The 12,626-nt window shown below is 31.2% G+C and carries 15 protein-coding genes; 8 read left to right on the top strand and 7 right to left on the bottom strand.

The window, feature by feature from the left end; genetic code table 11:
• Positions 1–70 precede the first annotated feature (70 nt).
• A complete protein-coding gene (locus H574_RS0111645) occupies positions 71–511 on the top strand; it encodes an Lrp/AsnC family transcriptional regulator (protein ID WP_027880750.1) in 441 nt (146 codons plus the stop codon).
• On the opposite strand, the gene H574_RS0111650 is transcribed toward H574_RS0111645, so the two are convergent.
• Positions 508–1,479, bottom strand: a complete 972-nt coding sequence (locus tag H574_RS0111650) for a YpdA family putative bacillithiol disulfide reductase (protein WP_027880751.1) — start codon at positions 1,477–1,479, stop codon at positions 508–510. The two genes, H574_RS0111645 and H574_RS0111650, sit on opposite strands and share 4 nt — an antisense overlap.
• A gap of 65 nt (positions 1,480–1,544) precedes the next feature.
• Positions 1,545–2,765 (bottom strand): MDR family MFS transporter, encoded by a 1,221-nt coding sequence (locus H574_RS0111655; RefSeq protein WP_027880752.1) that lies wholly within the window; start codon positions 2,763–2,765, stop codon positions 1,545–1,547.
• A gap of 273 nt (positions 2,766–3,038) precedes the next feature.
• Between H574_RS0111655 and H574_RS0111660 the strand changes: the two genes are divergently transcribed.
• Complete coding sequence (locus tag H574_RS0111660; RefSeq protein WP_027880753.1) at positions 3,039–3,641, top strand: DUF1684 domain-containing protein; 603 nt, start codon at positions 3,039–3,041, stop codon at positions 3,639–3,641.
• Position 3,642: 1 nt separating this feature from the next.
• Here H574_RS0111660 and crcB read toward each other — a convergent pair whose 3' ends face one another.
• Positions 3,643–4,008, bottom strand: a complete 366-nt coding sequence (gene crcB / locus H574_RS0111665; protein ID WP_027880754.1) for a fluoride efflux transporter CrcB — start codon at positions 4,006–4,008, stop codon at positions 3,643–3,645.
• A gap of 1 nt (position 4,009) precedes the next feature.
• A complete protein-coding gene (locus H574_RS0111670) occupies positions 4,010–5,029 on the bottom strand; it encodes an SRPBCC family protein (protein ID WP_027880755.1) in 1,020 nt (339 codons plus the stop codon).
• Positions 5,030–5,121: 92 nt separating this feature from the next.
• On the opposite strand from H574_RS0111670, the gene H574_RS0111675 reads away from it, so the two are divergent.
• Positions 5,122–7,161, top strand: a complete 2,040-nt coding sequence (locus tag H574_RS0111675) for a dipeptidyl-peptidase 3 family protein (protein WP_027880756.1) — start codon at positions 5,122–5,124, stop codon at positions 7,159–7,161.
• An 83-nt stretch (positions 7,162–7,244) separates the two neighbouring features.
• Here the strand turns inward: H574_RS0111675 and H574_RS0111680 are convergent, their stop codons facing one another.
• Positions 7,245–7,430: a hypothetical protein gene (locus H574_RS0111680; protein ID WP_027880757.1), complete on the bottom strand. Its 186-nt coding sequence runs from the start codon at positions 7,428–7,430 to the stop codon at positions 7,245–7,247.
• Between the two features lie 62 nt (positions 7,431–7,492).
• On the opposite strand from H574_RS0111680, the gene H574_RS0111685 reads away from it, so the two are divergent.
• Complete coding sequence (locus H574_RS0111685; RefSeq protein ID WP_027880758.1) at positions 7,493–7,882, top strand: pyrophosphohydrolase domain-containing protein; 390 nt, start codon at positions 7,493–7,495, stop codon at positions 7,880–7,882.
• 115 nt (positions 7,883–7,997) lie between these two features.
• Here the strand turns inward: H574_RS0111685 and H574_RS0111690 are convergent, their stop codons facing one another.
• The gene (locus tag H574_RS0111690) at positions 7,998–9,065 is read right to left on the bottom strand and encodes a branched-chain amino acid aminotransferase (RefSeq protein WP_027880759.1); all 1,068 of its coding nucleotides are present in this window, start codon (positions 9,063–9,065) and stop codon (positions 7,998–8,000) included.
• Positions 9,066–9,170: 105 nt separating this feature from the next.
• Between H574_RS0111690 and H574_RS0111695 the strand changes: the two genes are divergently transcribed.
• The 4 genes from H574_RS0111695 to H574_RS0111710 all read left to right on the top strand — a co-directional run bounded on the left by H574_RS0111695 (position 9,171) and on the right by H574_RS0111710 (position 11,798).
• Complete coding sequence (locus H574_RS0111695) at positions 9,171–9,686, top strand: DUF4920 domain-containing protein (RefSeq protein WP_027880760.1); 516 nt, start codon at positions 9,171–9,173, stop codon at positions 9,684–9,686.
• A gap of 2 nt (positions 9,687–9,688) precedes the next feature.
• Entirely contained in the window at positions 9,689–10,126 is a 438-nt protein-coding gene (locus H574_RS0111700) for a hypothetical protein (protein WP_027880761.1), read from the top strand.
• A 5-nt stretch (positions 10,127–10,131) separates the two neighbouring features.
• On the top strand, positions 10,132–10,809 hold the full coding sequence (gene mnmC2 / locus H574_RS0111705; RefSeq protein ID WP_027880762.1) for a tRNA (5-methylaminomethyl-2-thiouridine)(34)-methyltransferase MnmC2: 678 nt from the start codon (positions 10,132–10,134) through the stop codon (positions 10,807–10,809).
• A gap of 83 nt (positions 10,810–10,892) precedes the next feature.
• On the top strand, positions 10,893–11,798 hold the full coding sequence (locus H574_RS0111710; protein ID WP_027880763.1) for a TIGR01777 family oxidoreductase: 906 nt from the start codon (positions 10,893–10,895) through the stop codon (positions 11,796–11,798).
• Positions 11,799–11,855: 57 nt separating this feature from the next.
• On the opposite strand, the gene H574_RS0111715 is transcribed toward H574_RS0111710, so the two are convergent.
• Positions 11,856–12,500, bottom strand: a complete 645-nt coding sequence (locus H574_RS0111715) for a YceI family protein (RefSeq protein ID WP_027880764.1) — start codon at positions 12,498–12,500, stop codon at positions 11,856–11,858.
• Positions 12,501–12,626: the final 126 nt, after the last annotated feature.

Consider the following 12,626-nt stretch of genomic DNA (forward strand, 5'->3'; position numbering starts at 1 on the left):
TCTTTAGATGTTAAAGTAAAAATATATATTTGCTTTAATAATTAAATTATTTTTTAAAAATTCTTTAAAAATGAATATAGATAATCTTAACTGGAAGATTTTGAGGTGTTTGCAGCAAAATGCTAGGCAATCTAATGCAGAAATAGGAAGGCAGGTTGGTATAACTTCTCCTGCAGTTTCTGAACGTATAAAGAAGATGGAAGATTTAGGGATTATTCAAAATCATATTACATTAATATCGCCTTTTGAAGTTGGTTATCAGTTAAAAGCCTTAATTACATTACAAGCTTTTATGGGAAAACTAAAACCGTTTTTAGAAAAAGTGAAAACGTTTGATGAAGTTGTTAATTGCTATCGAATTACCGGTAACGAAAACATCGTTATGGAAGTAATCTTAAAAAACCAAAAGCACTTAGAGAGTTTTATTGATCAATTAATTGTTTATGGCGAATGTAAAACGCAAATTATCTTATCTCATGTGGTAAAAAACAATGCAATAAAAAAGCTTTAGCTTTTAGAGGCAATATCTTCTGCAATTAGTTTTGCATGAATGCGAGAATTCTCTATAAACCATTTATGTGTTTCCATACCGCCACAAATAACACCAGCAAGATATAGTCCTTCAACGTTAGATTCCATAGTATCTGGATTGTAATTTGGAATGTGTTTTTTGTCTTCAGAAAATTTAATTCCAGCTTGATCTAAAAACTTAAAGTTAGGTTGGTAACCAGTTAAAGCAATAACATAATCGTTTGGTAGTTTTTTGTTGCCTTCTAATGTTTTAATTTCAATAAAATCTATGCCAATAGTCGTGATTTCAGAGTTAAAATAAGCTTTAATGCTACCTTCTTCAATTCGGTTTAAAATATCTGGTCTTACCCAATATTTAACGCGTTCGCCAATAGATTCGCCTCTAACAATCATAGTTACGTTTCCGCCTTTACGGTAAATTTCTAAAGCAGCATCTACAGACGAGTTACTTGCGCCAACAACTGCTATATTTTGTAAGGTAAACGGATGTGCTTCTTTGTAATAATGAAATACTTTAGGTAAATCTTCACCAGGTACATTCAACAAATTAGGAATATCGTAAAAACCAGTAGCTATAATCACCTTTTTTGCTTTGTATTGGTTTTTTCTTGTCTCAATGTTAAAGTCATCATTCACTTTTTTAATAGTAGATACCTCTTCGTATAACTTAATATTTAATTGATTAGATGTCACTACTCTTCGGTAATATTCTAAAGCCTCATTACGTGTAGGTTTTGGGTTATTGCTAATAAACGGAATGTTATCTATTTCTAACTTTTCTGAAGTAGAAAAGAACGTCATGTTTAAAGGGTAATTAAATAATGAATTGGTTAACGCACCTTTTTCTATTACTAAATAATTCCAGTTACGTTTTTTGCATTCTAAAGCGCAGGCAATACCAATTGGACCTGCGCCAATGATGATGATGTCTAAATTTGTCGTTTTCATAAGCAATACAAAGTTAATGTATTAGAAAAAAAAACTTAGATTAGAGGACATACATTAACAAAGTTTTAAATGCTTAACTTACTATGTTCTTTAGCTTTTAAAAATTGTTTTAAGATTAAAAGTAAAAACATGCACAACACACCAACTGCTGTAAAAATGTACCAAGTGTTATCAAAACCGTACATGCTAACACTTTCTAAGCCTGCTTTATGACCAAAAATATGAGCAAAAGAAAACGCAATAGAGTATAATGCCATATATTCTCCTTGATTTCCTTTTTTAGCTTGTTGTAAGGCAAAAGCATTAGCAAACGGAAAAGCAATCATCTCTCCAACCGTCATTAAAAACATACCGATAATTAGTATGCCAGACCACGTTGTAAAGTTTAAAATTAAAAGGCTTAAACTTGTTAATAATGCACCAAACCATATAAGTGTTACTTTGTTAAATCTTGTGTTTTCTAACCATTTTATAAGAGGCATTTCCAATAAAAAGATAAAAAAACCATTAGCACCTAAAAGCAAACCAATTTCAGGTTCTGTTAAAAAGTGACTGTCTCTGTAATATATTGGCATGGTAGAGAAATATTGCAAGAACATAACTCCGAATAAAAATAAAGCAAAGAGGAAGATAATAAAAGCTTTGTCTTTGTATGCCGAGTAAGGCTCTTCAACTTTAACTTCGTCTAAAACCTTAGATTTTTTCGGATTTAATAATTGAATTAAAAGTAAGGTAGCCAAAATACAAGTTATACCATCTACCCAAAATAAACCGTTGTAACCCAATCCAGCAATTATTAAACCACCAACAGCAGGACCAGCCGAAAAACCTAAATTAATAGCTAATCTAATTAAAGTAACGCTTCTTGTTTTATTTTCAGGTTTACTGTATGCGCTTAATGCCACAAACATTGCTGGTCTAAACATATCTGCAACTAACATTAATACAAAAATACCAATGGATAAACTTAGTACGGTTTTTAAATATTGAAGTAAGATGAATAATAACCCAGAAACAAAAAGGCTAAATACCATAATTTTATAGTAGCCAATCTTATCGGTTAATTTTCCGCCTAGCCAAGATCCTACAACAGATCCTAATCCAAAAGCAGCCATAATCGATCCAACTGTAGACGGAGAGAACTCTAAATCTTCAGTAAGATATAATGATAAAAACGGGATAACCATCGTACCAGCACGATTGATTAATGTAATTAATGCTAGCCACCAAACTTCTCTTGATAGCCCATCAAAGGTGTTTAAATAAAGTTTAAGTAATCTTTTCATTTTTTTTGGTTGGTTTTAAAAAAGATTGACTTCATTGCTGCTTAAAAATAGAAAAGTCCAACAATGAAGCTGGACTTTTTATATTCTTAAAATTGATATCTAAATTGTCAAAACATATAAAGCGTCCTTCTTCTATTGCAATCCTTGATAGAAGTGGTTTGTTGCTTACAATATGTGTTGACTCTTTTCATTCTTTTCTTAAAAGTTTGAATCAAAGCTAAGTAAAATTTTTAATAAGTCGTATTTTTGAAACTAAATAATTTATTTTTAAAAATGAAAAATTTCTTTTCTATTTTCTGTGTTGTACTAATAATTTTTAGCTGTAAAGAAGGTAAACAACCAATTTTAGGAGCAACTAATTGGCAAAAAGAGCAAAACGCCATGTTTAAAGATGCTTCTAAATCGCCTTTAAAAGATAGAGATAGACAAGACTTTAATGGTTTAGATTTTTTTGAATTTGATAGTACTTTTGTGGTTAAAGCAATTTTAAAACGCACACCAAACTCTAAATGGTTTAAAATGAAAAGGACCTTAAATGAAACTACAGACGAGCGTGTTTATGGTGTTTTAAACTTTAAATTAAAAGGAAAAGCATATACACTTAATGTTTATCAAGGTAAAGAGTTAATGACAAAAAAAGGCTTTGAGGACTATTTATTCTTACCTTTTTTAGATGATACTAACGGAGATACTACATATGGCGGCGGACGTTATATAGATTTAAGAATACCAGAAGGTAATACTATAGAAATAGATTTTAATAAAGCATACAACCCATATTGCGCTTATAACGAAAAATTTTCTTGCCCAATTGTTCCAAGAGAAAATTACATTGATATTGCTGTAAAAGCTGGTGTTAAAGAGTTTAAAAAATAATTTATTTAGCTAGCCAAATACCTAAAAACACCGCTAAAAATCCTAAAATAAAACTAGCAATTGTATAGATAGCAAAGCTAGTAAAGTCGCCACTTTTTAAAAATAAATGATTTTCATAAGCAAAGGTAGAAAAGGTAGTGAAACCGCCACAAAAACCAGTTGCTAATAATAAGGTTTGGTTCTGGTTTAAGCTATTATTTTTTAAGGCATATCCTAAAATAAATCCAATTAAAAGCGAACCTAAAATATTAGCTAAAAATGTACCATAAGGTATTCCTGATTGATTGCTGTTTAGACATTTACCAATAATAAAACGTAATACGCTACCAAAGCCACCACCAATAAAAACTAATACTAGTTGCTTCATGTTATTCTACAGGCATATAGATTTCTGTAATCCATTTTGCAGGATTAGGCTCATTTGATGGATCGGTAACGTAGCTTTCAATAGCAACACCATTTTCATCAAAAACAAGATTGTACTGTTCTATATACTTCATGCCTTTATCCCAAGCTTCTTTTAGGTTACTGTAATCGCCTTTTAGAGTCGTTTTTACAGCTTTAAAAGGTTCTAATTGACCAGTTAAAATGTCGCTTGTTGTTGTGACTACTTTATTTGGCGTTGGCATAGCACAAGAGAACATAACAGTATTATTTTCTTCATCCCATTTGTGATAAATTACAAATGCAGATCCAGAAACTGTAATGTTATTTTCTGCGACAAACTGTCCAACTTTAGGTAGCATTTCTGCCATTTTTTTTTGAAAATCACTAATCTTACAAGATGTTGTGTTGTATAAGTAATAACCGCCACTATGTTCTGTAACACCATTAACTTCAATATTATATTGTCTAATTTGAGTTGTTGTAACGCTATCTAATTTTTCTAATCCGCGCTCAAAATCAGGACCAATCATTTTATCAAATCCGCCAGACATTAAACCAAATGCTTTAAACATAAAAGGGATATTTTCGCTATTCATTTGCCATTTAACTTCGGTTTTTCCGTCGTTAGTTGGTGTAAAAGTCCAATGGATTTTAGAAGGATCATAATCTTCAAATTGTAATTGGTGTTCTATAGATTTTGGTGGATTTGTATTAATAATTTTCATGTTGCCATTTCCGTCTTTTCCTGTCCAGCTATAGCTTGCACCAACACCTTTGGTTTGATCGTTATACATAATCTTCATTGTTGGATCTTTTTCTTTCCAAGGAGACCAGTTTTCCCAAAGCTTTAAATCGGCAACATTATTATACACAACTCCAGAAGGCGCATTGATTATTCTAGTTCTTGAAACTTCAAAATTACTAGGTTGAACAGCTACATAAATAGATACTGCAATAATGGCAATTAGTAAGACGAAAAATATATATTTTAAGAATTTCATTATCTATAAAAATTGTGGTTAGTAATTCAAATATAATCAAATTTAATAGGTTAAATATTTATATCTTTAAGCACTTTTAAAAATTTTATTCAATGAAACTAAAAACAATATTTAGTGCTGCATTAATGACTTCACTTTTATTTTCTTGTGGAGAAGACAAAAAAGCACAAACAACCGAAGACACTTCAGTTAAAAAAGAATCTACTTTTGATTATAACGTAGATACTTTTGCTGATATAAAAATCTTACGTTACAAAATCCCGAGTTGGGATAATCTTAGCTTAAAACAACAACAATTAGCTTATTATTTAACACAAGCTGGATTAGCTGGTCGTGATATAATGTGGGATCAAAACTACAGACATAACTTAGCTATTAGAGCAGCTTTAGAAAATGTTTACAAAACGTATGAAGGTGATAAAACTTCAGCAGATTGGCAAGCATTTACTACATATTTAAAGCGTGTATGGTTTAGTAATGGTATTCATCATCATTATTCTAATGACAAACTTAAGCCTGAGTTTTCTTCTGATTATTTAAAGCAATTATTAGCTGATACAGAAACAACTTTAGAAGGCGAAGCGTTTGATGTAATCTTTAATGATCAAGACCTTAAAAAAGTAAATCAAGCAAAAGGCGTAGATAATGTAGCGCTTTCTGCAGTTAATTTTTATGGTCCAAATGTGACTAATGAAGATGTCATTTCTTTTTACAAACAAAAAAAATCTCCTAATCCAGAAAAGCCATTATCTTTTGGTTTAAACTCGCAATTAGTAAAAGAAAACGGTCAATTAAAAGAACGCGTGTATAAATCTGGTGGATTATACGGAAGCGCAATTGACGAAATTATTAAATGGTTAGAAAAAGCAAAAAGTGTTGCTGAAAATGAAGCTCAAGGTAACGCATTAGGATTGTTAATCGACTATTATAAAACTGGAGATTTACAAACTTGGGACGATTACAACGTTGCTTGGACTGCTGCTACCGATGGTGATATAGACTACATTAATAGTTTTATTGAAGTGTATAACGATCCATTAGGATATAGAGGAAGTTACGAAACTATCGTACAAATCAAAGATTTTGATATGTCTAAAAAAATGGCAGTTTTATCAGAAAATGCACAATGGTTTGAAGATAATTCACCTTTAATGGACGAGCATAAAAAGAAAAACGTCGTTGGTGTAACTTACAAAGTAGTTAATGTTGCTGGAGAAGCTGGTGATGCTTCACCAAGTACACCAATTGGTGTAAACTTACCAAATGCAAACTGGATTAGAGCAGCAGTAGGAAGTAAGTCTGTATCTTTAGGCAACATAATTGAAGCTTACAATAATGCAGGTAGCACAGGACGATTAAAAGAATTTGTTCATGATGAAGAAGAGCTTCAACTAGAAGAAAAATATGGGCAATTAGCAGATAAGTTGCATACAGCGTTACACGAAGTAATTGGTCATGCATCAGGACAATTAAATCCTGGAGTTGGTGAGACTAAAGAGACGCTTAAAAATTATGCATCTACCTTAGAAGAAGGTCGTGCAGATTTAGTAGGACTTTACTATTTATACAACCCAAAATTACAAGAATTAGGCTTAGTAGACGATTGGAAATCTGTAGGAAAAGCAGCTTACGATGGTTACATACGTAATGGTTTAATGACGCAATTAATTCGTTTAAATTTAGGCGATGATGTAGAAGAAGCGCATATGCGTAACAGACAATGGGTAAGTGCTTGGGCTTACGAAAAAGGAAAAGCAGATAACGTGATAGAAAAAGTAACTCGTGATGGTAAAACATATTTCAATATTAATGATTATGAAAAACTACATGAATTATTCGGTCAGTTATTACGCGAGACACAACGTATAAAATCAGAAGGCGATTATGCAGCAGTAGAAGCTTTAGTTGAAGATTACGGTGTAAAAGTAGATCAAGCTATCCATGCCGAAGTTTTAGAACGTAATAAACAATTCAAATCTGCTCCTTACAGCGGATTTGTAAATCCTGTTTTAGTACCAGAAACTAATGACGCAGGAGAAATTACAGCAATAAAAGTAACACAACCAGATACTTTTGAAGCTCAAATGTTAGATTACAGTACTAATTACAATTTTTTACCAGCACGTAATTAAGTTTTAATTACAACAAAAAAAGACCTCACAGATTTCTAAAATTTGTGAGGTCTTTTTTTATGAATATGTATTAATTAATAAGTCTACATAAAAATAAATTTGATTGAAGCAATAAGTCCGATAAAAGCAATAAAAGCTAATAAAATCCAAAGTACACCACGATAATGTATTTTATGAAGTTTTAAATCTTTACGATACATAAAAACCATCACAATTATAAAAGCGATAGCGAATAAAACTCCAAAAATGATTTGCCCTTTACTAAACATAATTTATTTTTAAGCAAAATTACTAAAACCAATATCTCCAAACAAAAAGAATACAAAGTATTATGCAAGATAAAATAGATGCAGTAAAAGCCTTTCATACAGCTTTTAAAATAGGACATAGAGAAACACCAAAAGCCGACTTAGGAACAGATAAAAACCTGTTGCGTTATAAGCTAATGCGTGAAGAGAATGAAGAATATCTTGAAGCAGCAAACAATAATGATTTAGTAGAAGTTGCAGATGCTTTAGGCGATATGCTTTACATTTTATGTGGCACTATTATAGAACATGGTTTACAGCATAAAATAGAAGAAGTTTTTGAAGAGATACAACGTAGTAATATGTCTAAATTAGGTGAAGATGGCGAACCAATTTACCGCGAAGACGGGAAAGTCTTAAAAGGACCAAACTATTTTAAGCCAAACATTAAAGAGATTTTAGAGAAAAGTTAAAAAGCTTGAAATTTGAAGCATGAAGAATGGAACTATAAAAAAAAAGCAACCAAAATAGGTTGCTTTTTTTTATAGTTTATATGTAAAGTGTGTACTGCGTACTATCTACTGCATACTAAACCTGTACTCTCCATCCAAAAGGATCTTCAGCTTTATTGGTTTGTATATCTACGATACGTTTTTTAATACGCATAGCATAAGAGTTTTCTAATTCTGGTAGTTCAAAATCTTCATCCCTAAATCCAAATCCAGAAATAGGAGAAATTACAGCAGCTGTACCAGCTCCAAACATTTCTTTAAGATCACCATTTCTAGCAGCTTCAACAATTTCGCTAACTTTTACTTTTCTAACTTCTGTTTTAATACCTTCGTCTTCAGCAATTTTTAAAACACTTTTTCTAGTTACACCATCTAATATACGATCACTAGTTGGAGACGTTAATAAGGTGTCTTTTATTCTTACAAAAACATTCATGGCACCAGCTTCTTCAATATATTCATGAGACGTATCGTCTGTCCAAATCACCTGCTGATATCCTTTGTCTTTTGCTAATTGTGTAGGATAAAATTGTCCTGCGTAATTACCACCAGCTTTAGCATAACCAACACCACCATTTGCCGAACGTGAGTATTTTTCTTCAATTAAAACCTTTACTTTTCCTGCAAAATAAGCTCCAGAAGGCGCTAAGGCAATAATAAATTTATATTGGTTGGCAGGCGATGCATGAAAACCTTCACCAGTTGCAAAAACAAATGGTCTTATATATAAAGAACTACCTTCTTTTTCTGGTATCCAATCTTTTTCAACTTCTAAAAGTGCTTTTAAGCCTTCCATAAAAAAGTCTTCTGGTAACTCAGGAATAGCAAGACGTTTTGCAGATTTATTTAAACGTTTTACGTTTTCCATAGGTCTAAATAAAAACACTTTACCGTCTTTGTCCTTGTAGGCTTTCATACCTTCAAAAATAGACTGTCCGTAATGAAAAATCTTTGCAGAAGGCATTAAAGATATAGGCCCATAAGGCTCAATAATTGGTTTTTGCCAAATACCATCTTTAAAGTCGCAAGTTAACATATGGTCAGAAAAAACCTGTCCAAAAGCTAAGTTTTCAAAATCGGTTTGATCTAATTTAGAATTTTCTGTTCTAAATACTTTAATATCGTTTTTATTTATAGAATTCATAAATAGGCTTGGTTTTAGGCTGCAAAAATACAGAAATAAGCTTTAAAAACAGTAATTTCGACCTAAAATACTATCTTTGAGGTATAAATAACTAAAACTAAAAACATGAAAAAATATTTTTTAATGATGGCTGTTGCTGTTTCTTTTCTAGCTTGTAAAAACGAAGCAAAGCAAGAATCAAATACTACAGAAGTAGAAACAGAAACTGTAGATGTAAACTATAAATCTTTTGGAAAAGAAATTATGGCAGACGATGCTATTGCTGCCAACTCGATGTTAAATCATTACAAAGATTTAAAAGTTGGAGACAGTATTAATACAAAAGTTAAATTAAAAGTAAACGAAGTTTGCCAAGCTAAAGGATGTTGGATGACAGCAGATTTAGGAGATGGTAACGAAGTAAGAGTTACTTTTAAAGATTATGGATTTTTTATGCCAAAAAATATTTCTGGTGAAGAGGTAATTGTAAACGGTCAAGCGTTTGTTAAAGAAATGCCTGTAGAAGAATTACGTCATTATGCAGAAGACGCAGGTAAGACAAAAGAAGAAATAGAAGCTATCACAGAACCAAAGCGCACTTATGCGTTAGTTGCAGATGGTGTTTTATTAGTAGAAAAATAAACATGAAATCTATATTTTACCTTTTAATAGTCTTTATTTTATTTGCTTGTCACGATAAAAAAGACCAAGCACAAACTACTGAAAAAGCTGAGAAAGTTTACGATATGTACACGCCTTCTGAGATGGCAAATCTTATGAACGAAATGTATACCTATAACGAACAGCTAAAAAAAGATATCATAGACGGTAAAATACCTACAGAATTTCCAGAGAAGTTTTTAAACATTCATACCGCGCAGTTATCAGATTTTAAAAGCCGAAATGAAACGTTTAAAAGCTTCTCTAATTTATACATTCAGGCAGAAAAAGAAGTTTTTAATCCAAACTCTAAAGTACCAATAGAAACACGTTTTAATACTGCAATTGGTATTTGTATATCGTGTCATACTACCGAATGTACAGGACCAATACCACGTATAAAAAAGTTGATAATTAAATAATTATCATGACTATAAGTCCTAAAATCGAAGTTACTAAAGATGGATCTAATACTTTATTGCATCCCAAATTTAACACACATTATCACTCGATTTTTGGAGCAATAGAAGAGTCTAATCATGTCTTTATTGATGCAGGTTTAAAATTTATAAAAACTAACCTACAAAACGATACATGTCGCATTTTGGAAGTAGGGTTTGGTAGTGGTTTAAATGCATTTAATACATTAATTTCTTCAGAAGAATTAGCATTAAACATAGATTATGTTGGAGTAGAACAATACCCAATATCTATAGAAATAGTATCTCAATTAAATTTTCCTAAAGCATTTAAAAGAGAAGATTTGCAGTCTACTTTTTATAAAATGCATGATACAGAATGGGAGAAGTCTGTGAAAATTTCAAAAAATTTCATTTTAGAAAAACGTCAACAAGATATTTTCAACTTCAAAGATGAAAACTATTATGATCTAATTTTTTATGACGCTTTTGGTCCTGGATCACAACCAGAATTATGGACAGCTCCAATTTTTGAAATTCTTTTTAAGTCTTTAAAAGATCAAGGAGTTTTAGTTACTTATTGCGCGCAAGGTGCAGCAAGACGAGCCATGCAAAGTGTTGGATTTACTGTACAACGATGTCCTGGTCCACCAAATAAAAGACATATGTTACGAGCAATAAAATAAGTTTTTATTTACTGTTAAATCCTACTTAAAGCCCGTTTTTACCTGCTAATAATTGGTTATTTTTGTATAAAATTGAAATGAAAATGCGTGTATTAATAACAGGAGCAACAGGATTAATAGGAACGGAAATTGTTAAATTATGTCACGATAAAAATATAGCAGTTAACTTCTTAACCACCAGCCAATCTAAACTTAGTAAAGACAATAATTATAAAGGATTTTTATGGAATCCTTCTAAAAATGAAATTGATACAGATTGTATTAAAGATGTTGATGTTATAATAAATCTAGTTGGAGCAACTATCTCTAAGCGTTGGACAGAGACTTATAAAAAGGAAATTATTTTAAGTCGTACCCAATCTACACAATTACTATTTAATACATTACAGAATAATTCACATCATATCAAACAAATTATATCAGCAAGTGCAATAGGTATATATCCAGATTCTTTAACCAATTATTATACTGAAGATGAAACTAGTATTAGTCATTCGTTTTTAGGACAAGTTGTAGAAAAATGGGAACATGCAGTAGATGCTTTCAAAGAGATAGGTGTCGAGGTTTCTAAGATAAGAATAGGTTTAGTGTTATCCCAAAAAGGAGGAGCACTACCAGAAATGATAAAGCCATTTAGGTTTGGTTTAGGTGCCGCTTTAGGTTCAGGTAAACAGTGGCAATCTTGGATACATATAAAGGATTTAGCAAGTCTATTTATTCATGTTTTAGAAGAAGAGTTAACCGGTACTTACAATGCAGTAGCCCCAAACCCAGAAACTAACCAAACATTAAGTAAGCTAATTGCAAAAACACTAAACAGACCATTTTTTCTACCTAATGTACCTAAAGGTATTTTAAAAATGATATTAGGAGAAATGCATATTTTACTATTTGAAAGTCAAAGAGTAAGTTCTAAAAAAATAGAAGCTACAGGATTTAATTTTAAATATTACAAACTTAAAAGTGCTCTAACTGCAGAGTTAAAATAAAAAAAGCCACAACATTTGTTGTGGCAATTTCACTTATAAAATAGTTTCAACTAAAAACTAAGCTTTATCAGCTTTTACTTTAACTTGTAATACTACATCGTCTTTAATTAAGTAGTCTCCTAATTTAGCAGCATCCATTACTTTTCCAGAATTGTACTCAATTCCCCATTCAGTTCTGTCAATCGTAAATTTATCACTAGTAATGTTTAATTCGTCACCATTAACAGAGATATTAGCAGGGAAAGTTACGTTTTTAGTAATACCTTTCATTGTTAAGTTACCGCTAATATTGTTTCCTTCTACATTAGTAATTTCAAAGGTTGCAGTATCATGTTTTTCAACATCAAAAAAGTCAGCATTTTTTAAGTGACCAGTTAATTTTGCATGATTTTCATCGTCTGCAGGTATGTCTGTTGGGTTAATTGTGTTAATATCAAAAACAAAATTACCGCCAACTAATTTGTCGCCTTCTAATTTTGCAACACCTTCAGATACGTTAATAGTACCTTCGTGTCCACCAACAACTTTGTTTGCTCTCCACATAATCATAGAGCTTTCTGGTACCGCTTTATAATTTGCAGAAGCAACAACTTCTTTTACTTCTTTAGCATCAGAAGTTTCAGCTTTATTTTCATTTTTACAACTTACAACTGCTAAACCTATAGCAGCAAAAGTAAATAGGTTAAATACTAATTTTTTCATGGTTTATCTTGTTTATTTTTATTTGATATGCAAATATATAAAAAATATTCCATGGAAGATAATTAAATAATTGTTAAAAAAAATTTGTGACATTTTGACATTTTATTATTAATGGCAGTACTTTTG

The sequence above is a fragment of the Mesoflavibacter zeaxanthinifaciens DSM 18436 genome (genome assembly GCF_000422365.1).
In the GTDB taxonomy this organism is placed as follows: Bacteria; Bacteroidota; Bacteroidia; order Flavobacteriales; family Flavobacteriaceae; genus Mesoflavibacter; species Mesoflavibacter zeaxanthinifaciens.

Bases quoted from the DNA above. Each gene is read 5' to 3' on its own strand.
- H574_RS0111645 (WP_027880750.1), top strand. From the start codon at position 71: ATGAATATAGATAATCTTAACTGGAAGATTTTGAGGTGTTTGCAGCAA.
- H574_RS0111650 (WP_027880751.1), bottom strand. From the start codon at position 1,479: ATGAAAACGACAAATTTAGACATCATCATCATTGGCGCAGGTCCAATT.
- H574_RS0111655 (WP_027880752.1), bottom strand. From the start codon at position 2,765: ATGAAAAGATTACTTAAACTTTATTTAAACACCTTTGATGGGCTATCA.
- H574_RS0111660 (WP_027880753.1), top strand. From the start codon at position 3,039: ATGAAAAATTTCTTTTCTATTTTCTGTGTTGTACTAATAATTTTTAGC.
- crcB (WP_027880754.1), bottom strand. From the start codon at position 4,008: ATGAAGCAACTAGTATTAGTTTTTATTGGTGGTGGCTTTGGTAGCGTA.
- H574_RS0111670 (WP_027880755.1), bottom strand. From the start codon at position 5,029: ATGAAATTCTTAAAATATATATTTTTCGTCTTACTAATTGCCATTATT.
- H574_RS0111675 (WP_027880756.1), top strand. From the start codon at position 5,122: ATGAAACTAAAAACAATATTTAGTGCTGCATTAATGACTTCACTTTTA.
- H574_RS0111680 (WP_027880757.1), bottom strand. From the start codon at position 7,430: ATGTTTAGTAAAGGGCAAATCATTTTTGGAGTTTTATTCGCTATCGCT.
- H574_RS0111685 (WP_027880758.1), top strand. From the start codon at position 7,493: ATGCAAGATAAAATAGATGCAGTAAAAGCCTTTCATACAGCTTTTAAA.
- H574_RS0111690 (WP_027880759.1), bottom strand. From the start codon at position 9,065: ATGAATTCTATAAATAAAAACGATATTAAAGTATTTAGAACAGAAAAT.
- H574_RS0111695 (WP_027880760.1), top strand. From the start codon at position 9,171: ATGAAAAAATATTTTTTAATGATGGCTGTTGCTGTTTCTTTTCTAGCT.
- H574_RS0111700 (WP_027880761.1), top strand. From the start codon at position 9,689: ATGAAATCTATATTTTACCTTTTAATAGTCTTTATTTTATTTGCTTGT.
- mnmC2 (WP_027880762.1), top strand. From the start codon at position 10,132: ATGACTATAAGTCCTAAAATCGAAGTTACTAAAGATGGATCTAATACT.
- H574_RS0111710 (WP_027880763.1), top strand. From the start codon at position 10,893: ATGCGTGTATTAATAACAGGAGCAACAGGATTAATAGGAACGGAAATT.
- H574_RS0111715 (WP_027880764.1), bottom strand. From the start codon at position 12,500: ATGAAAAAATTAGTATTTAACCTATTTACTTTTGCTGCTATAGGTTTA.